19 protein-coding genes are annotated in these 21,459 nt (G+C 60.1%); 10 read left to right on the forward strand and 9 right to left on the reverse strand.

Annotated features, from left to right (window positions below; genetic code table 11):
• A partial coding sequence (locus LB566_RS21180; protein ID WP_224626713.1) for a hypothetical protein occupies positions 1–185 on the forward strand: 185 nt, incomplete at its 5' end.
• A 450-nt stretch (positions 186–635) separates the two neighbouring features.
• Here the strand turns inward: LB566_RS21180 and LB566_RS21185 are convergent.
• On the reverse strand, positions 636–1,544 hold the full coding sequence (locus LB566_RS21185; protein ID WP_224626716.1) for a nucleotidyltransferase and HEPN domain-containing protein: 909 nt from the start codon (positions 1,542–1,544) through the stop codon (positions 636–638).
• Positions 1,545–1,848: 304 nt separating this feature from the next.
• Here LB566_RS21185 and LB566_RS21190 point away from each other — a divergent pair, with 304 nt between their 5' ends.
• The 6 genes from LB566_RS21190 (at position 1,849) to LB566_RS21215 (ending at position 8,167) form a co-directional block, all read left to right on the forward strand.
• Positions 1,849–2,550: a response regulator transcription factor gene (locus LB566_RS21190; protein WP_224626719.1), complete on the forward strand. Its 702-nt coding sequence runs from the start codon at positions 1,849–1,851 to the stop codon at positions 2,548–2,550.
• Between the two features lie 239 nt (positions 2,551–2,789).
• The gene (locus LB566_RS21195) at positions 2,790–3,671 is read left to right on the forward strand and encodes a GHMP kinase (protein WP_224626723.1); all 882 of its coding nucleotides are present in this window, start codon (positions 2,790–2,792) and stop codon (positions 3,669–3,671) included.
• 16 nt (positions 3,672–3,687) lie between these two features.
• Positions 3,688–4,743, forward strand: a complete 1,056-nt coding sequence (locus tag LB566_RS21200) for a pyridoxal-phosphate dependent enzyme (protein WP_224626725.1) — start codon at positions 3,688–3,690, stop codon at positions 4,741–4,743.
• A 135-nt stretch (positions 4,744–4,878) separates the two neighbouring features.
• Positions 4,879–6,171, forward strand: a complete 1,293-nt coding sequence (locus LB566_RS21205) for an MFS transporter (RefSeq protein WP_224626729.1) — start codon at positions 4,879–4,881, stop codon at positions 6,169–6,171.
• Entirely contained in the window at positions 6,128–6,745 is a 618-nt protein-coding gene (locus LB566_RS21210; protein ID WP_224626732.1) for a GNAT family N-acetyltransferase, read from the forward strand. Before LB566_RS21205 ends, LB566_RS21210 begins: the two co-directional genes overlap by 44 nt.
• A gap of 75 nt (positions 6,746–6,820) precedes the next feature.
• The gene (locus LB566_RS21215; protein WP_224626734.1) at positions 6,821–8,167 is read left to right on the forward strand and encodes an MmgE/PrpD family protein; all 1,347 of its coding nucleotides are present in this window, start codon (positions 6,821–6,823) and stop codon (positions 8,165–8,167) included.
• 142 nt (positions 8,168–8,309) lie between these two features.
• Here LB566_RS21215 and LB566_RS21220 read toward each other — a convergent pair whose 3' ends face one another.
• The 7 genes from LB566_RS21220 to ehuB all read right to left on the reverse strand — a co-directional run bounded on the left by LB566_RS21220 (position 8,310) and on the right by ehuB (position 14,443).
• The gene (locus tag LB566_RS21220; RefSeq protein ID WP_224626737.1) at positions 8,310–8,750 is read right to left on the reverse strand and encodes a MucR family transcriptional regulator; all 441 of its coding nucleotides are present in this window, start codon (positions 8,748–8,750) and stop codon (positions 8,310–8,312) included.
• 299 nt (positions 8,751–9,049) lie between these two features.
• The gene (locus LB566_RS21225; protein WP_224626739.1) at positions 9,050–10,096 is read right to left on the reverse strand and encodes a pyridoxal-phosphate dependent enzyme; all 1,047 of its coding nucleotides are present in this window, start codon (positions 10,094–10,096) and stop codon (positions 9,050–9,052) included.
• A gap of 112 nt (positions 10,097–10,208) precedes the next feature.
• Complete coding sequence (locus LB566_RS21230) at positions 10,209–11,243, reverse strand: succinylglutamate desuccinylase/aspartoacylase family protein (protein ID WP_224626742.1); 1,035 nt, start codon at positions 11,241–11,243, stop codon at positions 10,209–10,211.
• 17 nt (positions 11,244–11,260) lie between these two features.
• Complete coding sequence (locus tag LB566_RS21235) at positions 11,261–12,076, reverse strand: amino acid ABC transporter ATP-binding protein (protein ID WP_224626745.1); 816 nt, start codon at positions 12,074–12,076, stop codon at positions 11,261–11,263.
• On the reverse strand, positions 12,073–12,732 hold the full coding sequence (locus LB566_RS21240) for an amino acid ABC transporter permease (RefSeq protein ID WP_224626748.1): 660 nt from the start codon (positions 12,730–12,732) through the stop codon (positions 12,073–12,075). Before LB566_RS21240 ends, LB566_RS21235 begins: the two co-directional genes overlap by 4 nt.
• Positions 12,722–13,381 carry an amino acid ABC transporter permease gene (locus LB566_RS21245; protein WP_224626751.1) on the reverse strand — a complete coding sequence of 220 codons (660 nt, stop codon included), beginning with the start codon at positions 13,379–13,381 and terminating at the stop codon, positions 12,722–12,724. The genes LB566_RS21240 and LB566_RS21245 overlap by 11 nt, the downstream gene beginning before the upstream one ends.
• A 126-nt stretch (positions 13,382–13,507) precedes the next feature.
• Complete coding sequence (gene ehuB / locus LB566_RS21250; protein WP_224626754.1) at positions 13,508–14,443, reverse strand: ectoine/hydroxyectoine ABC transporter substrate-binding protein EhuB; 936 nt, start codon at positions 14,441–14,443, stop codon at positions 13,508–13,510.
• A gap of 115 nt (positions 14,444–14,558) precedes the next feature.
• Between ehuB and LB566_RS21255 the strand changes: the two genes are divergently transcribed.
• The 3 genes from LB566_RS21255 to LB566_RS21265 all read left to right on the forward strand — a co-directional run bounded on the left by LB566_RS21255 (position 14,559) and on the right by LB566_RS21265 (position 17,359).
• Positions 14,559–15,302 carry a GntR family transcriptional regulator gene (locus tag LB566_RS21255; RefSeq protein ID WP_224626757.1) on the forward strand — a complete coding sequence of 248 codons (744 nt, stop codon included), beginning with the start codon at positions 14,559–14,561 and terminating at the stop codon, positions 15,300–15,302.
• Between the two features lie 57 nt (positions 15,303–15,359).
• The gene (locus LB566_RS21260) at positions 15,360–16,523 is read left to right on the forward strand and encodes a M24 family metallopeptidase (protein ID WP_224626770.1); all 1,164 of its coding nucleotides are present in this window, start codon (positions 15,360–15,362) and stop codon (positions 16,521–16,523) included.
• Positions 16,524–16,657: 134 nt separating this feature from the next.
• Positions 16,658–17,359 (forward strand): winged-helix domain-containing protein, encoded by a 702-nt coding sequence (locus LB566_RS21265; RefSeq protein WP_224626771.1) that lies wholly within the window; start codon positions 16,658–16,660, stop codon positions 17,357–17,359.
• A gap of 1,048 nt (positions 17,360–18,407) precedes the next feature.
• Here the strand turns inward: LB566_RS21265 and LB566_RS21270 are convergent.
• Positions 18,408–21,029, reverse strand: coding sequence for an EAL domain-containing protein (locus LB566_RS21270; RefSeq protein ID WP_224626774.1), 2,622 nt, complete (start codon positions 21,027–21,029; stop codon positions 18,408–18,410).
• Positions 21,030–21,459 lie beyond the last annotated feature (430 nt).

Consider the following 21,459-nt stretch of genomic DNA (forward strand, 5'->3'; position numbering starts at 1 on the left):
ACTTCCTTCTTTGCATTCCCACTCTCCAGTTCCGTCAAACACCTTATCTCGGTGTCCACGAAACCGGCAGCAGCCCAGTCGATCACCTGCTGGTGAAGGGGTATCTCGCGAGCCTCGTTGGTTTTGACTGTTCCGGCCTCGGGGGTAATGCGAATTACCCAGACGTCGCCGCGAAAGCATGGTGACCGCTTCCAGCGTCCGCGTGCCTCCACTCGGTACGGACGACGCGAAGGACAGCCTCCACCCCGGCTGGATGCCTCATGCCGTCGCATGCTGTCTAAATCAATAGCGCCCTGCATGATGGGCTTTTTGGCGGGTAAGTTCTAAAATTCGCTCTAAGTTATTGATTTTGTTGATAAACTGGCGGAGAGAGCGGGATTCGAACCACCGACCTCTGCCTTCGGAGCAATTTAGAGTTCGGATCATCTGAAATCGCGATTGATTGCTATGCTTCAGGAGAGCCTTCTCTGTCTGACGAGCCATTCTTTGGAGCAGAGGCGACCTCTTCGAACGGCCGCTTCCAGGCTGCTCACTCAATGCATCGAACGGCTGAGAGGAGGCATTAAGCGGACTGTCGATTCAGCAAACTTCTCGGACGCCTTTTGGGATCGCCGTAGGAGTTTACAAAATAATTGTTAGCCGCCTGCTGCTTCCCTCATTCTTGCTAAATATTCCAGGCAAATCTCTTCGGCGCATTTGTGGAGTTCTGCCGTGCGCCCACCTAGCCAGACGAGAGCCTCATCACTGATAGCGTAGTATTTAGAGTAGCGGGCCTTCACATACGCCTCGTTTAAAGTGTTGAACCAAGCGCGATGACGCTGCTGTTCTCGGGGCCACACCTCTGATAACCGTCGATCCTGATCCTCGGCCAGTCCTCTGAGAAAACTCAGTTTGTGGGAAGGTGGGCTGTAGTTAGTGAGTACCAGCAGCAATGTTGCGTAGGCATGCTCTATCGCCTGGTGCAGCTCAAACGCAGAATGGTTGTAATCGCCCTCGGTCAGATAGAACTGAGCCCCCTTAGCAAACACTTTGGCCCCGGCAAAGCGGGATTCAAAATGTTCTTTGGCCGTCTCATACACCGCTTCCGGCGTAAGCGGCTTGGGTTCGGCCAGTGGCTCTTCATCAAGTTCGTAGAGGACAATGCCATCGTGGCGAATGTCGGTGAAAAAGTACTGCCCCTGGCGTAGCGCCGTGTTCACGAAGCGGCGGCTGTGCACGATGAAGCTGGTCGGTGTCTTGATGGCGCGGTCGCGTTCCAGCCGATCCTTGGCCTTGTACCAGTAGGCGAAGTCGGACAGCTTGTTGTTGTTGACGACCACCAACAGATCGAAATCACTGCGATATCCCTTCATCGTCAGCGGCTCGTCCACCCAGTCGCCGCGGGCATAGGAGCCGAACAGGATAATCTTCAGGATACGGCCGCTCTTCTTCCAGTCCGCGCTGCTTTCGGCCAGCGCGTCCTCGAACTCGGCATGCAGTATTTCGACCACGCGGGCCAGCTCTTCCTGCTTGTGCTCCGGTAAATGATTGATGCTGGTCTTCATCCTGGCCGGTTCGAGGGTTGTCAACTTGGGGGCTAGAAGCGTGCTAGAAGCAGGTTTCAACATAGGGAGCAGGCTGTCGGGGCGCCGGCTGGGTCAGATTCTAGCATGAGTAGATTCGCTCCACAAATTCAGATGGCCGCGCAGAAAAGCCGGCGCAAGACACTTCGCTGACAGCGGCTGACTGATCCGAGCAGTCACCGCGGCTTTGTTGTCATCCCTGACCCGATCTGCCATTCTTGATTGCGTCGCGACGGAACCGATCCGCGCAACCGACCTGGAACGCAGCCAAAACTCTGAGCTGCCCATGAAGCCATTGATCGCGATCTGCTCGCAGGATGCGGATTTCTATCTGCTCCTCAGCCACATCCTGGAGGTCGACGGTTTTGCCTGCACCTTGGCCTCCTCCATCAAGGACGTGCTGTCCCTTGCCTCCGAAAGGCCGCTCCAGGCGGTGTTGCTGGACTGTCGGGTCGGCAATCATCTGGCGGCACAGAGTGCCCGGATCAAGCAGCAGGCTCCCGCGGGCGCCCTCCCCTGTGTGGCGCTGGTCCACGCCAGCGCGGAGGCGCAGCACATCCAGCTCTTGCAGTCCGGCGTCGACGAGTGCTTTATCCGGCCCTTCGCGCCGGCCAAGCTGCTCCAGTACCTGCGCTCGCGCCTCGCCATCGGCCAGGGGCTGGGATCAGCGCCCGAGGGCGCCAAACCGCTCATATACCGCGATGTCGAAATGCGGCTCGACACGCATCGCGTTCGCTGCGGCGGCAAGGCGATCGCGCTCGGACCGATCGAGTTCAAGTTGCTGCGCCACATGCTGGAGAACCCGGAGAAGGTGCTCAGCCGCGACGAGCTGATTGGCGTTGCCTGGGCCAGCAGCCGCGGCGTTAGCGCGCGCACGGTCGATGTCCACATCAGTCAGCTGCGAAAGCTGCTCAGCCAGTGCTCGCGCGCCGCCGCGATCCGTACCGTCAGGCTCGCCGGATATGCGCTGGCGCGCACGCCATCCTGATCATCCCTCCAGTTCCGTTCCAAGTGTCGCCGGTGACGACCGCTCCCTCATGCAGATCTTTTGGGATTGGCGCCTTTGCGCCGATGTATAACGTCAGCCAATAATAGATTAAAGCGGGCGCGATGTATATAGCACAAAAGATTGTTATGTTTACCGTTGCGCCATGCACCCCCTCCTGACAGCATACGCTTTGACTTACATCAGTATCAACTAATACGTTGTTTCGCGAGGGAATGTTCATGCCAGCGAGGGCGGGATGTGGCGTGGCCATCGGCCACCATGGCGAGCTGGTCCAAGGCCTGTTCGAAGACAATGGCGCCCGCCTGCGACGCGCGCTGGTCTCGCTGCCCTGCCGTCAGCTGAAATCCAGGGCCCGCTTCAACACAAGCGACAGCGATCACGTCGATGTCCTGCCGGGCTCATGCGAGAAGGCAAGGCGCGCCGCCGAATTGACGATCGCACGGTTCGCTCGCCCCGGAACTGGCGGCGAGCTCGTCATAGACAGCAACATCCCCGTCGGCCGCGGCATGGGATCGTCAACGGCTGACGTCCTGGCGAGCATCCAGGCGGTGCTGGATTGCCTCCAGATCGAGGCGGCGTCGGACGAAGTCATGCGCATCGCAGTCAGCGCGGAAACGGCCTGCGACTCCACCCTGTTCAAACGGCTGGCCGTGCTGTTTGCGCATCGTGAAGGAATCGTCATGGAAGCGTTCCGCCGGCCGCTGCCGCCCATCGATCTGATCAGCATCGATACGACGCCGGAGGTGACGGTCGATACGCTCGCCTACGAGCCGGCGCGCTATGATGCCCTGGAGATCGAGACCTTTCGGCCGCTGCGCAGTCTGCTGCGATCAGCCATCAGGCACGCTGACGCGCGCATGCTTGGCAGGGTTGCGACCGCAAGCGCGCGGATCAACGAGCGCTTCTTGCCAAAGCCAGGGCTGGACGAGATCGAAACCATAGGCGGCCGGTTCAATGCCATAGGCGTCCAGGTCGCCCATAGCGGCACCGTCGTCGGGTTGATGTTCGATGCACTCGATCCGAACGCGCCCATGAACATCGACGGCGCGTCAGATGCGTTACGATCCTCCGGTTTCGAGCCGGCAATCTTCCGCCACTGATGCCCGGAGCAGCTTGATGTCGATCCATACGCTGATGCGCAAACTGGAGGATTTCGAGGGGCCGCGCCTCGTTCCGCTTAGCGCAAATCTCTTTGGCGCGAGTTTCTTTCTCATGAAGCTCCTGCCAGCCCGGTTCATGCTCGAACGGGCCGTGGATCAGGGGCGTTTGAGACCGGGAGCGACAATCTGCGAATCTTCGTCGGGAACCTTTGGCCTGGCCCTGGCCATGCTGGCGGTTCAGCAGGGCTACCGGCTGATCCTGGTCAGCGACTGGGCGCTCGATCGCCATCTCCATCAACGCCTCGTCGAACTGGGCGCCGAGGTGACGATTGTGGATAGTCCGGCGCCCTGCGGCGGGCTGCAGCAGTCGCGGCTCGATCGCCTGCATGTGTATCTGCGCGACATTCGGGGCAGCTATTGGCCCTCGCAGTACTACAATCGCGACAACTCGCTCTCCTACGGCAAGGTTGCCGAACAGTTGATAGACCGGGTCGGAAAGCTGGACTGTCTGGTTGGTCCGGTCGGATCGGGTGGTTCCATGAGTGGGACATCCCGCTACCTGAGGACGCTGTTTCCCGACCTGCACGCCATCGGCGTCGACACGCCGGGCAGCGTGCTGTTCGGCCAGCCCAGTGGCAAGCTCAATCTCAGTGGCCTTGGCGGCAACATCCTTCCCGGCAATGTCGATCACAGCCAATTTGACGAGGTGCACTGGCTCACCCCGGCAGAGGTCTTTCACGCGACCCATCAGCTGCATCGTGAACATGGGCTTTTCATGGGGCCGACCAGCGGCGCGGCCTACAGGGTCGCCGAGTGGTGGTCGCGCAACAACCCCGACAAGACGGTGGTGGTGATGTTCCCCGACGAGGGACACCGGTATGTCGAAACCGTCTACGACCAGCAATGGCTGGAGACCATTGCCGGGTGGCCGGGCCCATCCCCAGCCAGTCCCGTCACGGTGGGTGCACCAACCGAGCTGATGTCGGCATGGTCGCGCTTTGCGTGGAGACGCAGGACGCTGGACGAGGTACTTGCCCAGGCCCCGCGACCGGCACGACTAGCGGGAGCCTAACGCACACTTTGTAAACGGTCTCGCAAGCCCGCAGACGATCGGGCAAGTGGCTAGTTCAGGCGCGTGACGGGCGTGTGCACGCAACCGGCAGCGAACATGGGCGGCGGACCGTCCAGGCGATCAAGGAGCTGCGCCATGAAATTTCTTAGTCAGGCACCTAAATCTCTTTATCCCAGGGTGCTGTGCCGGACCCAGTCCACCCTGCCGATCTACGCCATGCTTCTCGCCATGCAGTGCGCACGCAGCATGTATATTGTCCTGGTCTCCTGGCTCGCGCTGCAGATCACCGGCGAAATCGCTTCGGTCGGGAGGGTCTTGATCTGCTGGCAATTGCTGGCTTTCACGATGGGACCGTTGCTCGGGCCGCTGATCGACCGCTCGCGCCGGCGGAGGGTGTTCGTGATTGGCGAGACTGTCCATGGCGCCGGTGTGGGCCTGCTAGCCTTGGTCACCTGGACCTATTCTCCTCAACACACGCCGATCTCCCTGCTTTACGCCACCGCCTGCTTCATCTCTGTCGGTTCACTGCTCTCCTATCCCAGCAGCCAGGGGCTGATACAGCTGGCCGGCGCACGGGCGCTGATGCGCGTCGTGTCCGCCGGCATTTTCTCCAGCCAGATCGGCAACATTGTCGGCGCGGCAATTGCTGGGCTCTGCCTCGGGCTTGTCGGCGTGACCGGCGGCCTGACCGTTTGCGCGGCCTCGTCCATTCTGGCTGCCGTGTTCGCCAGCCTTCTCGATGACAAGGATGCCACCGGCACGATGCATCCCGGTCTGCACGCGCGGGACTTGATCGCAGGTCTTCGCGAGACCGTGGCAAGTCCTCGTCTGAGATTGGCGGGCGTTGCCCTGTTGCTGGTCTACGCATCGGCGCATTCATCTAACGCGCTTTTGGCCGGCTTCGCACGCTATGAGCTGAAGCTTCCCTCCAGCCACTATGGATGGCTTGCCGCTATGTATTCAGGCGGTGGTTTGATCGGAAGCCTAAGCCTCGCTTGGCTTTCCGGCATGGCGAGGGAAAGGCTCCTCATTGGTACGGGAACCCTACTGCTCGCCGGCGCCACCGCTGCCTTCTCGACCTCCCGAACCCTGGCCGCGGCTGTGCTTTGGCAGGGTCTCATCGGCCTGTCCTTCATGATGGTTCGTGCCGGCAGCGACGTGACGATACTCAAGGCAACGCCAAGCGGGATGGTTGGCCGCGTCCGCAGCAATATCGACGCCGCGATCGGACTTGTGGCAGTCCTGATTTATCTTCTGCCCAGTCTTATGCCGGGTGTTCCTGCTCGCCACATCTTCATCGGTCTTGCCGGCCTGTTTGCCTGCGCCAGCTGCGGGATTGTTTGGATGCAATGGCGCCAATCTCGAGCTGAGCACGCGCTCAGTCATGCTGTGGATGCAGCCCACCCCTCCGCTGGCCCGGCTATCTGAGAAAAAGAAGCCTGTGCCGACACAATCGAAATCCGCGGAGGCAGCATTTGCGAACTCGCCGCCGATCAAGTCCCGCCTGAGCGGCGTCAGCCTGCGTCGCGTAGGGGTCTGCGGTCGGGCCGCCATCAAGAAGCTGGTGCTCGACCCCGAACAGGAACAGTTCGCTGGATCGGTAGACGTCGTTTTCGACCAGCTGCAAAACAGCCGCCATCCAGAGCTCGAACACCCCTTTGCAATTGTCGCCTCCAGGAAAACGGTCGGCTTCTTCATCCTGCGCGAGAAGCAGGCATTGCCGCCGTGGGCGCCGGCAGATGCAATCACCTTGCACAGTTTCCGCATCTGCCGCGCTTTGCAGGGCAAGGGCTATGGCCGGGCCGGCGTGGATCTCGCGACCTCCTGGCTGCGGCGGCAGCGCCCCGACGTCAGACAGCTGATGCTTGCGGTCAACGGCCGCAACGCGGCGGCGAAGTCGGTGTATCTCAAAGCGGGTTTCAGCGACACCGGAGAGATCTTCCATGGCCCGATCGGCGATCAAAACATCCTCACCGCGCACATCCGGCTCGACCTCGGCTGAGGCAATTTTGCAAAGCGCGGTCTTTTCATTCCAACCGCTAAGGTATACTAGGTATATCAAATCGGGAGGGACGCTATGCAGTTTGTGACGCAACAATTGGCCGAATTTGCCTGCACCGCCGGCTACCAGGATCTCCCGGATTCGGTGGTTGAGAAGACCGAGCGTGCCATTCTCGACACGATCGCAGCACTTGTCGGCGGCGTGCCGACCGAAAATGCGCGGCTCTCTCGCGCCGCCGCGCGGACCTGCCTCGGGCCGGGTTCAGCCCATGCCTGGTTCGCCGAGGCCGGGTTGCATCCGCTGGCCGCCCTGTTTGCCAATTGCGCGGCGGCAAGTTCCCTCGACATCGATGACGGCCATTGCCTTGCAGCGGGTCATCCCGGCGCGGCCATTGTTCCTGCCGTGCTGATGGAGGCAGCGCGCCTCCGCAGCGATGGCCATGATGTGCTCACTGCTACGGCCCTTGGCTATGATGTTGCGTTGCGCATCGCCGCCGCCCGGTGCTTCACCGACACCATGAGCTTTGCCAGTGGTCAATGGACCGGCTTTGGCGTCGCGGCCGCAATCGGCTGGCTTCGCAGGATGCAAGCCGACCAGATTGCACACGCAATCGCCATTGCAGGTGCCGAAGCGCCGCAAAACCTGCCGCAGGGAGATTGCCAAGCGAGTTCAGTCAAGGGCAGCAGCCCCTGGTCGACCGTCACAGCCCTGTTCGCCGTCGAACGGGCCGGGGTCGGTATGAGCGGATCGGTCGACATGCTGGACCGTCCCCATGCCTATAACGTCGGCGCCATCACCGCCGACCTTGGCAGTCGCTGGTTGATCGCCGAGACCTATCTCAAACCCTATGCCGCCTGCCGCTACACGCATCCGGTTATCGATGCGGTGCTCACGCTGGTTGGAGATCGTAGCCATGGCGAGCCGATCGAACGCCTTGTCGTCGAAATTTTTCCCGAAGCGCGAAAGCTGCCCAACGAAATCGCGCCGAATTCGCTGGAAGGCGGACAGTTTTCCGTGCCCTTTGCCGCGGCACTTGCCGCATTGCGAGGCGCCGAGGCTTTCCGCCCCTTGCGGCCCTGCTCGCTTCGCGACCCCGACGTGGTGGCACTCGCGGCGAAAGTCGAACTCCGCTATCCCGACGAACTGTCCGCTATCTTCCCGCGGCGTACCCCGGCGCGGGTTACGATGGTTATTGACGGGCGCGAACGTGTCGCAGATGTGCCGCGGCCCTTGGGCGATGCCGGCAATCCCATGGACCGATCAGCCGTCGAGCAGAAGCTGTACGACCTCGGCCGCGACACGCTTTCGCAGGCTAGGCTCGGGCAAGTCATCCAGTCCATAACGTTGCTTAAGGAGCGAGAGGTTGCTCCCCTGCTCACATGCCTTAGAGCTGAACCGGTTGCCCACGCTCACGCGTCTTGAACCGGGTGCATCTGCATCGAACCGCTGTCGGCATACTGTTGGAGCAATCTGCGACTGTCGGGTGGATGACCACCCGCGGCCGCAGGTGTCGCCGCTGACGGATACTGCGGTATTGCCGCTGAACGTTGAGCAGCCCGCCGGGCTATGCGTTTGCCTTGCGCTTCGCTCTCACCGCTTTTGCTGGAGGAGCCGCCTTGCGGCCGAGCCCGCTCGCTTTCGCCAAGGCTGACCGTTGCGCGGCATAGCTTGGCGCCACCATCGGATAATCTTTGGCCAAGCCCCATTTGGCTCTATATGCCTCGGGGGTCATGCCAAGCAGGCCGAGGTGACGTCTCATCGACTTGAATTTTCGGCCGTTTTCCAGACTAATGATGTAGTCGGGAAACACGGACTTCTTTGGATTTACGGCGGGAATGAGTTCGGGCTTAGGTGCGACCGTCGGCTGCTTCAGCTTCGACAGCGCCGCATGCACGCTGGTGATCAGATCGGGCAAGCCCGTTGTCGGCAGCGGATTGTTTTGAACGTAAGCGGCCACGACGTCGGCAGTCAAACTGATGAGCTCGCCGCTCTCGATCTTATCCAATTGTGACTCCTGTATTGCCTGTATTGCCCCTCGATCCCCTTCCTATTGCGGAAATCTTGGGCTTGCAACACCGAGCTTCAGATAGGCTCGTGGATCATCAACGACATGTGTCGGCAACCCGGCTCCCGATGCTAAGTTTGGCAATCGACGATCCAAAACCGCCAGTCGCATATGGACTGCCTTGGGGGTAACGGTCCCGCGTCATGGCCGACCGGGTTGTACCCCGTGGGCGATGCCAGCGCCTGCCATTTGCAAAGCTGTCGACGCCTCGCAAGACCGATGGACCAAAGCGCGGACCGTTACTCTATCGGGGTAATCGGATGTGAGAAGGCCTGGTATTCGGAAAAGCCGCTCGAGGTGCCGACCAACACGACCACGGCATCCGGGCCAGCCGAGCCTTCGCAGACGAGCTTGCGCAGGCCGGTCAAAGCCGCCGCGCTCGACAGTTCCAGATAAACGCCGCAGCGCGCCAGCCGCTTTTGATCGGCGCACGTCATTTCGTCTTCAACCACGACCGCCGACCCTCCGCCAGAGGCAATCGCCTCGAGGGCCTGATAGGTCACCGTCGAACCGCCAATTGAAGTCAAGGCCGAATGGCCTTCGAAATGGCCGCGATAATCAGCCCCTGCAAGCACCCGTGAAATGCGTCCGAAGGGCTCGACCGCATGGATGCGGGGCCGTTTGTCGATGAACCCTGCCGTCTCCAGATCGCGATAGCCGCGCGCGATGCCCCAAAGCAGATCCGCTCTTGATGTCGGAACGACGATATCGGTGCCTGCCTCGGGCCCAAGCTGGAGAAAGAGCTCGAACGCAAGCGCCCTGTAGCCATCCACACCGAACGGATTGCTTCCCACTGCCGGAAGGATGAAGTTGGTGGCCGGGTACCATTCGCCGGCGCGGATCTTCTCGGCGAGCACCTGCCAGCGGCGTTGCGGCGTGGGCGCAGCCAGCAAGGTCGCTCCATGCATCTCGATTGCTCGTCGCCAGTTCGGGTTCATGTCGGGCGTGGTGACGATCACGCAATTCAGCCCGGCGTGAGCCGCGTAGGCGGCCAGAGAGACGCCGGCATTGCCGCTGGAGGCCGCGGCAACCGTCGAGGCGCCGATCTGCAAGGCACGCTGCACGACAAATCTGCTCATGCGGTCCTTGTGCGACCCCGTCGGATTGGTGCCCTCGTTCTTGAGATGGAGCGCGCGCACGCCGAGCTCTTCGGCAAGCCCATCCAGCCGAACTAAAGGTGTGTTGCCCTCCCCCAGTGTTGGGCAGTCCGAGTAGATCTGCCAGTCGGCGACGTGCTCAAGCGAATTGGGAAACGCCTCATACTCGGTCGCCAGGCTCGCCGGCATATTGCGGCTGAAGCAGCTCGGGCACCCTTCAAAGTAGTCCGCGACGGGAAAAACGCACCGGCAACGAATACAGCGCAGGCCGCTCACGCGCGGATTGAGCCTGCGGCCTGAACTAGGCATGCGATGCCCGATCTGGCCCGATATCGATATCTTCCATCACCTTGAACAGGCAATCGCCACGCTCGGTGAGCGACGGTGCCCTGCGACACGCGACCAGCCCTGACGTTGCGAAGAACAGGGTTTCCGGCTCGCGCGTCGGCAGATCCGGAAAGTGGATGTGCCCGGCGATCTGGCCGCCAACCACCTCATCACCAATGTCGGCGGCCGGTTCGAAAATGCCCCGGCTGTGGGCGTAGACGAACGCGTCATGGCCCTTGACCGTCATGAACCGCGTCGGCGAAGCCGGTTCTGTCGCGAGATCGCGCAGAATGCCCTGGTCCTTCAGGAGGCGCTTCAATCCAGCTTCGGCGAGCGCCAATCCTTCTTTGCGCAAGGTCGCACCACCGCCAAGCTCCGTCGTTAGCACAAGCGCGCCCTGTTGCTGCGCAGCCGCTGCCAGGGTGGTCAGTCCGCCACCGCCAGTCCCGTCACTGACAAAGCTGATCGGGGCGCCGAACAGGCGCAGCAGGCGCAGCAGCTTTTCATGTTCCTCGACGGTCCGACCTGGCCGCACCAGCGCGCTCACCGCATAGTCGAGGGAACGTCCCCCGGAGTGAAGATCAACCACAATGTCGGCCATCGGGATCAGCACCTGGCAGACGTAGTGGGCGATCATCTGCGTCGGCGAGCCCGCGGCATCTCCTGGAAACGACCGATTGAGATTGCCCTCATCGAGCGGCGAAACGCGGCGGCCAGCAGCCACGGCCGGAGAGTTGAGGCCCGGTAGGATGATAAGCCGCCCAGAAACCTGGTCGTGCCGGATCTCCCGTGCCAGTTTGCAAAGCGCGATCTGGCCCTCGTACTCGTCTCCATGATTGCCGGCTATGAGCAGCGCCGTCGGGCCGCTGCCGTTCTTGATGCAGGCCAGCGGGATGGCCACCCAGCCATAGGCGGACAGGTCGCTCGAATGCGGTAGCCGCAGACAGTCCGACTGCTTGCCGTCGGCATCATAGTCGATCGGGGTCCAGATGCGCGTCTGACCGGTCATATTCCACCCACTCCATTTCAGCGAAGCATTGTGTCCAGGAAGCGCCGCGTCCGCTCCTGCCTTGGCGCGGAGAAGAAGGTGGCCGGTGATGCGGTCTCGATGACGCGCCCCTGGTCCATGAACACCACGTGATCGGCGACCTCACGTGCAAAGCCCATTTCGTGCGTCACGCAAAGCATCGTGATGCCATCACTGGCGAGCTCGACCATGACATCGAGCACTTCCTTGACCATCTCGGGATCGAGCGACGATGTCGGCTCGTCAAACAGCATGATCTTGGGATGCATGCTCAGGGCACGGGCTATCGCGACGCGCTGCTGCTGGCCGCCTGACAGCTGGGCGGGATATTTGTGCGCCTGGTCGGCTACCCCGAACCGTTCGAGATAATGAAGCGCCATCCCTGCCGCCTCGGTCTTCGATTTGCCAAGCACGCGCCTCAAAGCCAAGGTGCAGTTGGCCATGACAGTCAGATGCGGAAACAGATTGAACTGTTGAAACACCATCCCGATTCCGCGCCGCAATCGCTGCAACCGCTTGGGCTCCCGGCTCAGTTCGTCGCCATCGACACGAACGACGCCTTGCTGGAACGTTTCCAACCCGTTCAGGCATCTGACGAACGTCGACTTTCCCGATCCGGACGGGCCGCAGATCACGATCCGGGCGCCCTGCGCCACTGCAAGATCGATGTCTTTCAAAGCGTGGAAGCCGCCGAACCATTTGTTGAGCCCAACCGTTTCCAGGGCTGGCGCTTGCCCGGCAGGCGCGGTGCCGGCTTGCCCGACCTCTATGGCTGCACAACCAGCTTGGCGCATGGTGCGTGGCGCCTCATTCATCGTTTTGCTGGCTCCAGCAGCTTGCGTTCAACCAACGTCACCAGCCGCGCGATCGTCAGCGCCAGGAGAAGAAAGACGAGGCCGACGACGGTCAGGGGTTCGGCGTAACGGTAGGTGTCGGAGGCGATATCGAACGCCTTGCCCAGCATTTCCGGGACGGCGATCACGGCCAGGTAGGGCGTTGCCTTCAGGATCGAGACGAAATAGTTCCCGACCGGGGCAGCGACGTTGCGCAGCATCTGGGGAGCCAGGATGAACAACACGACGTCGGTCCGCCGCAACCCCAAGGCTTTGGCGGCTTCAGCCTGGCCTTGGGGGATGGCGTCGATGCCAGCCTTGAAGACCTCGGCGAGATAGCCGCTGAAATAGACGCTCAGGCCCAATATGCCGACAAGCAGCGCGGGCAGCGTGACACCGTAGTGCGGCAGGACGAAGTAGAGAAAATAGAGCCATGCCAGCACCGGCGTGGAGCGAATGAAGTCAATCACGAAGCGCATCAGATAGCCGGGCGCGGATGCCGCTCGCCGTGTGATCTCAAAGCAGAAGCCCAGGACCGAGGCGCCGGCGCAACCGGCCAACGCAATGCCGATCGTGGTTCCCATCACGCTCAGGATCGTGGGAACGGTCGAGACGGCGAATTCGAGGTTAAAGTTCATTTGTCAACCTCGCGCCGACGCCTGTCCGATGCTCGACCCAACGGCCAAACAATGCGACAGGATAGCAGACCACGAAATAGGCGAGTAGAAGCGATGTGTAGACGCCGACGGGATTGTATTCGAGCTCGGCGATCTCCTTTGCCCGAAAGGTCATGTCCGTCAGGGTGACAAGCGAAACCAGGGCCGTTCCCTTAATCAGCTGGATGAACTGGTTTATGAAGGTCGGCGCCATCCTGATCAGGGCCTGAGGCAACTCGATCAGCGCCAGCACATGTCGCCGCCGCAGGCCCAGCGCAGCAGCAGCTTCGATCTGTCCTCGATCGAGCGACTGGAGGCCCGCTCTGACGGCCTGGCTCCCATATCCTCCCGCATTCAGTCCCAGCACCATCGCGCTGACGACGGTCGCTGACAGCTGAATGCCGATGATCGGCAGCACGTAGTAGAAGACGAAGAGCAGTATGATCACCGCCGAACTGCGCCAGAACTCGATGACCGCGCTGACGGCGACCCGGGCTAGGCCCCTTGTCAAGTACTGCGCCACGCCGAAGATCAAGGCGAATGGCACGGCAAACAGTAAACCCAATGTGGTGACCGTTGCCGTAGTGCGGAACCCTGCGAGAATTCCCACGAATATCTCAACAATGCTCACGCCTGAACATCCTCGCTCTTGGCCGTCCCGCATCCTGAGAGCCTGATTGCCGCGCCCTGCGGCCTGGCGGTCGCCGCTGATCCAGCCGACAGCCTCTCCATCGCGGCTACTCCATTTCGACGCCGCTCAGTCCTGCCCGGCGCAGATCTGCTCGCTGGTCAGACCCGGCGCGGCTTCCTGATCACTGAAGCCATTCTTCGCCATGATGCTTGCCAACCTGCCGTCGCTTTTCAGTAGCTTCAGACGGGAATTGTACATGTCGCGAAGATCGCCATCCTCCTTGCGAAAGGCAATCGCTGAATAACCGTAGCGTTCCTTCCCCCGGTCTTGCAGGCCCTCGAAAGGCAATGCGCGTTCGATACCCTGGACATTGTTGTCGGACAGGATGCGCGCAACCGTCGCCGCCGAGAACGCGGCGACATCGATCCTGCCGGTGAGCAAGGCCGACACATTCGACTGGATGTCCGGGAACAGCAGCATGTTGATATCGGCAACGCCGGCGGCGGCGGCGTTCTTGGCCGTCGCGCTGCCCCGCCCCACGCCAAATTTTATCTCGGGGTTCGCCGCGATCTGCGCGTAACTGTGAACATTCTTCGGGTTGCCCTTGGCGACCAGGGCAGCGTCGGCAAGCTTCAGGTCGGGGTCGCTGAAGGCGACGAGTTCACACCGCTCTGGGGTAATGTAAAGGCCGGCTGCAATGGCATCGAAGCGCTGCGCCATCAGCCCAGGTATCAAGGCACCGAACTCGGTGACCACCAGTTCCACCTGGTTGACACCGAGGTCCTTGAAAGCCGCCTTGATCAGGTCCGGATGAAAGCCCTCGGGCTCACCGTCCACGCCGCGAAAACCCCAGGGCGCGCCATTGGATATGCCAATGGCGATCTTGCCTTGCCGCAACACCCGCTGCCCGGTCGTTTCGGCTCGCAACGAGGCTGCGCTGATAAGCAGGATGGCAAAAGCGGTCGCCGCGGCGGCCATTGTCCTGAGCAGTCCAACCTTGCTGGCCATGTGATATTCCTCGTTGATGACGAGGTGATAGACCAGGTATACCAGGTATGTCAAGATTTTATGAAGGAAATGTTTGAGCCCTGTTAAACGACCATGAACGAACGAAGGAGGGATGGACATTCTTCAGCCGGTGCGGTAGGTATTCCTGGTATACTTTGCGGAGTGAGGAATGGCTGGACAGATCGGGACTGCTTTACATGAGACCGTGCGGCAGGAGATCACGCGTCGTGTGCGCAGTGCAGAGTACGGCATTGGTCAATCCTTGCCCTCCGCCGCCAGCCTGGCAGAGGATTTTGGCGTCAGCAAAATCACGGTCAAGCGGGCGCTACGCGATCTGCAGTCCGCCGGGATCCTGAGATCGGTGCGTGGGCTGGGAACCTTTGTCAGAGAGCAACGAAGGTTCATTCGCGATCTCGATTTTTCTCTTACCTCCTATGACGACGCGTTACGGCTTGGCCTGAAGCCCTCCATTCACCTCATCTCGTTGACGCGGGAAAAAATACACGATCCAGCCTTCGATGTGCTCGAACCGCCAACCGGGCTGATGTTGTGCGTGCGCAAGGTGATCTTTGCCGACGATACGCCCATCATGTACGACACATCCTATCTGCCTCACTCGGTGAGCGATCAGGTGCTCGAGGAGTTTAGAGAGAAATTCATCAGCGACGTATTGCGCGATCACGGAACCCAATTCACCAAGACCAAACTGCTGATCGATGCCGCACTGGCCTCGGAGGACGCGCAGCAGACCTTCTCCATTCCGAACGGATACCCAACGCTGCGTCGCCTGTATCGACTGAGCACGAGCGAGGAATCCTTCTCAGTGTTCGGAGTAACCGAATCTCCTTTCGACCGGCTGGCCTGCGTTGTGGAACTCGATGCCGCTCAAAAGGCCCCCAGGCGGGGAAAATAGCACCGGGCCGGGGCGACTGGCGCCAAAACAGTGTTGGAAATCCAGGAGCGGACAATCATGCTTCCAGTCTCACCATCACCCGATGTGCCTGTGACCGAGCTGGCCACGCGGCTGGCTGCGGTGCGACGTGAGATGGCACACGATGATATTGACGTCCTGGTGCTCACCGATCAAAAAAATGTCGAGTATTTTACCGACTACAGAACATTGTCCTGGGGCTATCACTCGCGCCCCTTGTTCCTGGTGATCGACCAGGACGAGATTCTCGTCATCGCCAACAAGATCGAATCCAGAAACCTCGAAGCGCGACAACGACCTTTTTCGATTGTCTACTACTCAGGATATCTTGCGGAAGGCGCACGCACCATCGTCGACGAAGTTCGCGCTCGTGATCCGGCCTGCATGCGACGAGCCGCAATCGACTACGGACAGGATATGGCTGGTCGCGGCTCGCTGGAGGTCGTCGATGGTTTGCGGGCGCAAGGGGATAGTTTGGAGAGCGCAACCGATTTGCTGTGGCGAACACGCATGATCAAATCGGCATTCGAAGCAGGTCTCAAGCGCGTCTCGTTCGAGATCGTCAATGCAGCGTTCGACGGCGCCGTTTCGCAGGCGCGTCTTGGCATTACCGAGATCGAGCTTTGTCGGGAGATCCAGGCGCGCATCATCATGAATGGCGCCGAGCGGGCCGATCCAATCGCCATGACGTTCTGCAGGGGTGAGTTCAATTACGGCCGCCCACCCGGCCTCGAGGCGTTGAAGGCCGGCCAATATGTCTGGACGGATTTTCGTTCCACCTATGGCGGCTATCCGGCGGACAGAAATCGCATCGCCCGCGGTGGTCCGCCTGAAGGGTGGGAGATCGACGCCTATGAAAGCACTCGCGCACTGACATGCGCCCTCGCCAATGGCGTTCGGCCCGGAATGACGTGCGGCGACGTTTTCCGTGCCTTTGAACAACTGTGGAGCGACGCCGGCCTGCCGCCGGCCTATGGGCTTGTTTCCCGCATCGGACACGGAGGAGGACTGGACGTGACCGAGCCTCCATCCCTCTCCAAGGGCAGTCCAGAAATCATAAGACCAGGCATGATCCTGCACCTGGAACCCAAGCTGGAGATCGACGGCGCCGTCTTTCAGTTCGAGGAGGTCATCTTTGTTCGCGACGAGGGCATCGAGTTCTTGAGCGATCTCTCTCCAGAGCAGTTGCCCGTCATCAACTGAGTCGATCTGAGTGGGCAGCAGGTGCTGCCAGATCAAGGAGGCTGCCGAATGCTCCCGCACCCAGGCAACTGGCCGAATGAAGAAGTGCGCGCGAGACGACCGGCTGTACCGCCTGCCGAAACGTGAGCGAGGCCATGAAGCCATTGATCGTCATATGCTCCCATGACGCCGAATTCTATCTGGTCCTCAGTCACATTCTTGTCGTGGATGGTTTCACCAGTGCGCTAGCCAGCGACATCGGTGAAGTCCTGGACTTGGCTGCCGCAATGCCGATTGGTGCAGTGGTGCTGGACTGCGGGCCTGACAACCAGATGGCCAGCGGCTGCGGCCGGCTCAGACAGGATGCCCGCACCAGCACCCTGCCCGTGGTCGCGCTGATCGCGCCCGGTGCAGAGACCCAACACATCGCATTGCTGAAGGCCGGTATAGACGAAGGTTTCGTCAGGCCTCTGGCGCCAGGCAAGCTGCTGGATTTCCTGAATTCCAGGCTTGGATTCGAGCGACACAACGGATCGCGGCCGGAAAGCAGTCTGTCGCTGAACCATGGCGACATCGAAATGCAGATCGATACGCATCACGTGCGTTGCAACGGCAGGGAAATCCAACTCGGGCCGATTGAGTTCAACATGCTGCGTCATATGCTCGAAAACCCGGGGAAAGTGCTGAGCCGCGAAGAACTGATCGAGGCCGCTTGGCCCGGCAATGTCTATGTCGGCCCGCGCACGGTCGACGTTCATATCAGCCGGCTAAGAAGATCGATCAAACAGTCTCCACACCATGATGTTATACGCACCGTGAGGCTGGGCGGGTATGCGTTGGAAGCACCGGAGGCCTAGAAAGTACCAACACGAAGGCGGACCAACCCGTCCGGTTCGCTCGAATGGCCAGTGCGCGGGCGTCCCCTGAAACCCACTTGGGAGGCCCAAGCGCCGACCAAGAGGGAGCCGTGCAAGTCTCCCTTGCCGCATTGGCCGGACAAATGCTGTCGGACAATGCTTGCACCGCCCTTTGAGGCCGCGACCGCAGATGAGGGTCGGCTCCCGGGAGCTGAACGGAACGTCTCGATGGGATAGAGATGTTCGCGACCTCGTTTGCCGGTATGAGAGCGGACGAGACAATCGCCGGTGCTGCGTCAAAAGAACCTCCAGAACCGAAATCCCACCGTGCGAGCTCGCCTGGCACACGTCGTATGGTCCTTGGTAGGACAGCGCAGGACCGATAAAGCCCGGGCGGCGTTAACCACTTGCCCACCCAAGCTCGAACCAAGGGCACCTGTCTCCCGTTGTGGACCATGAAAGGTCAGGTCAAGGCCAGGTTCCACTGTCTCAACAACGCGCCTGCGAGATTGGGAGGCTGTTCCCTTGTTGGCCGTACTCGGCAGCGCGCCAAAGTGGCCTGCGAACTGCTGACGCGCATTTATGATAAGCGGTTGGGGGCTCGCTCGCTCGGGGCCGCACAAAGGCACCGGTCGGGCCGGCAGACCGTGTCGGCGAGCTCATCACGTCCATTCGTAAGGCTCGCGATTTGGAAAAACGGTCTCCCTAGTCCTATTCCGGGGATGGGCTAAGCCCTGATGGTTGCACCCAGGGTGATCTATCGTGCGTCCGTCAGTAGGGCAGTGATGCTAGCTGAACTGCATCGACTATATGGGATCCCTGCTATAGTGCCATATGGCCGTTCGAATAGCGATTATCCTGGTGGTCCTTTTTGCCTTCGCCACGGATTCGCAAAACTTGTGGAGCGTTATGGCGGCGACGGCGATGAGCCCTCGCCATGTGCACAATTGTCAAACAGACTCCAAGGCCCCTCCTCCTGCGCCTTAGCGAGGCAGTCCTTCTCGCTACCCCTCCCGCCAATCGCCCAGTCGAACACCGGCTCTGACACTTAGCTGACGGCGCGCAGGCGCCGAGATTGAACAAAGCGCTTTAGTCCCTCCGAATCCAACGCATGGCCGAAAGCATAGCCTTGCAGTATGTCGCATCCCAGACCTTCGAGTATCCGTGCGTGCTCCATCGTCTCGACACCTTCTGCAATAATCTCGATACCCAAGGACTTGCCGATTTCAATGATCGACGAAACGATCTGCCTTCGTTGCGGCGATTTGACAATTGGGATGATCAACTGCCGATCTATCTTCAATCGGCGAGGATGTAGCTTGAGCAGGCTGACTATCGAAGCATAACCGGTCCCGAAATCATCTATTTCTATATCGATTCCGAGTTCTTTTAGTTGATTGACATTCCAAGTGATCAAATCATCGCTGCCATCGAGGAAAATAGACTCGACAAGTTCGAATGAAATCGTTCTCGGCTTGATGTTTAGCTCTCTTAAGCTCTTTATAAGGTCTTCATCCTGAAGACGTCGCCCGGAAACATTGACCGAAACGCGCGGCACATCGAGGTTCGCGGTCGACCACTCCGCAAAATCGGAAAGTGACTGATTGAGTATCGCCCGATCGATCATGGAGACGACATTCAACTCATCAGCAACTCTCAGGAAGACATCAGGCGCTAGAATGCCTTGCTTTGGGTGTCTCCAACGTGCGAGCGCCTCGACGCCGACAATCTCGAGGGTTTTTGCGCTAAACTGGGGCTGGTAGAAAGCTACGAACTCGTTGCGCTCAAGGCCGCCGAGAATTTCGTCGGCAATCCGCTTTGTGTCGACGATTTCGCTTTGCATCGCCTCGGTGAAGAATTCGTATCGATTGCGCCCACGCGTCTTTGCCTGGTAAAGCGCAATGTCAGCATTCACCAACAGGTGCTTGGCTTCGATGTCATTTTCGTTGTCGACCGCAATCCCCACGCTAGCCCCAAAACGGCAGCGGTGGCCGTGGTAATAGACAGGTTCGCTCATCTGGCTGATGATGTTTTCAGCCAGCAGTGCCAATCTCTTGATATCCTGCACGGTGCACAGGACCACGAATTCGTCGCCGCCGATTCGAGCGACAAATCCCCCCTCTTCCACCGTGGATCGCAGCACTGTAGACGCGTGAACCAGCATCGCGTCGCCCGCCGCGTGGCCAAGCGTATCGTTGATGTGCTTGAAGCGGTCGAGGTCGATGTGAAGCAGGCCCACATGCGCGCGGTCGCGCCTGGCGTTTGCCGTGTACTCTTTCAGCACTTGGTCGAGGTAACGACGGTTGGCCAAACCGGTCAGCGAATCGTGGAGCGCAATATGCTCTATGCGCACCTTGGTCGCCTCAAGTTCGGCATTTTTCGACTCAGACAGCTGTCGTGCGCGAACCAGGTCGCTGTTTAACAGGACGTCGGCCGTCACGTCCCATTCCGCGCCAATCATCTTGGGCGTCTCGTTTGGCGCCTCGTACGTGGTGGCCCTGGACCGGACATAACGAATTTCACCATCCGGACGAATAATCCGGTACTCCGACGAGTATGTTCCGCGGCTGGCGACGGCACTGTCGAAATCTGCGTTGGCGCGGGCCAGATCCAGGGGGTGAATCGCGCCCGCCCAATCCGAATAGCCGCGAGGACCCCCATCGCTGGGTCTGCCGTATATTTCGTTGACACGATCGTCCCATGACAGGTCGTTGGTCGCGAGATCGTGTTCCCAAACGCCGATCGCTGACGCCTCCAAGGCAAGTTCCAGTCGTCTCGACAAGCGATGCAGTTCGGCGTAATTGCGCTGCCTCTCGCCGATCAGCCGACCCGCTACCAGGAATGGGATCACGACCAAAGCCCCGGCCGCCGCCATAATGGCGCGCAAGACCCAGGCGTTGCTGGGCGTCGAGGGCCAGCCGTTCTTGGGGATGGCTGCGATCTGCCACGAACCGGACGGTAGCAGAACTTCGGCCGTCACTGGATCGTCTTTGCGGACGTCCTCGGAGCCGAAGAATTGAACTCCGCCTGGGCCAAGCGCATCTTTACCGATGAGCGCGATATCGATTCCCAAATTGTCGTCGAGCAGGCCGCTCGCCTTATACAGACGCTGCACGTCGACGACGGCGGATATGATGCCCCAAAACCTTTCACTGTTGCCCGCACTCGCCACGAATACAGGAAAACGGCCGATGAAGCCTTGGCCTCCCTGCTTCAGGTCGACAGGACCGGCAAGAATCAACTTGCGCTCGTCGCGCGCCCGGAGCGCGGCCTTGCGCTGCCAGTCATCCTTGCGGTAATCGAGCCCCATCGCTTTCTCGTTGCCTTTCAGCGGGTACATCAAGGAGACGACCAGATCGGGCGCGCCGGCAATATTGTTCAATTGCGAATTTTCGCCGAACAGGTTACTGGCGAGGGACGCAAAGCGCTGTTGTCCCATATAGGGTTCAGTTACGATCGTCGCGACCAGTCCATGCACAAGTTGAAGGTTTCCGTTGATGTTTCCTTCCAGCTTGGCGCGGATCAGATTGACCTTGGCCAGCACGTCCGCGCGGGCCACTTGGTCCGAGACGATCTTGTTTTGATGGTCCGCATACGCTGCGCTGAAGGCAATGACCAAAACTGCCACGGCGGCGGGAATATTCACCGAAGAAAAAACGGCATCCTTCATCCCGGCCAACCTAGCGCCGAAAAGAGCCACTGGCGTGAAACTCCCTATGTTGCTCAGGCTTTCATATCGACCCGTGCAGGAACATTAGCTTTCATTAATTAATTTTGAACTTCACAGCCCTGAAAACTTTGCACTTCCCATGCTGATCTCATCGCGGGCTCGCATGGGCTCCGGTCGACAATTTCACGCTCCTTACGACGCTGATATCGAAGGGGATTCGTCGACCAGCGTCGCCACCTTTGTTGGCGTGACCGCAATGAACGAAAAAAATCGCCGCACAAAGGGTAAGCCGCAGCTAAACAAGGCTGCTGCCGATCCATTGGACACCGCGCCGCACGACGCTGGCCCATACACGAGATGAGCAGACGGCGACGCTCAAAGTGGGCCGTTCACCCTATCGAGGCGGATGGACATGCAAAGCTCCGACGAG

This window comes from Mesorhizobium sp. CA13 (assembly GCF_020165235.1).
Lineage (GTDB): Bacteria > Pseudomonadota > Alphaproteobacteria > Rhizobiales > Rhizobiaceae > Mesorhizobium.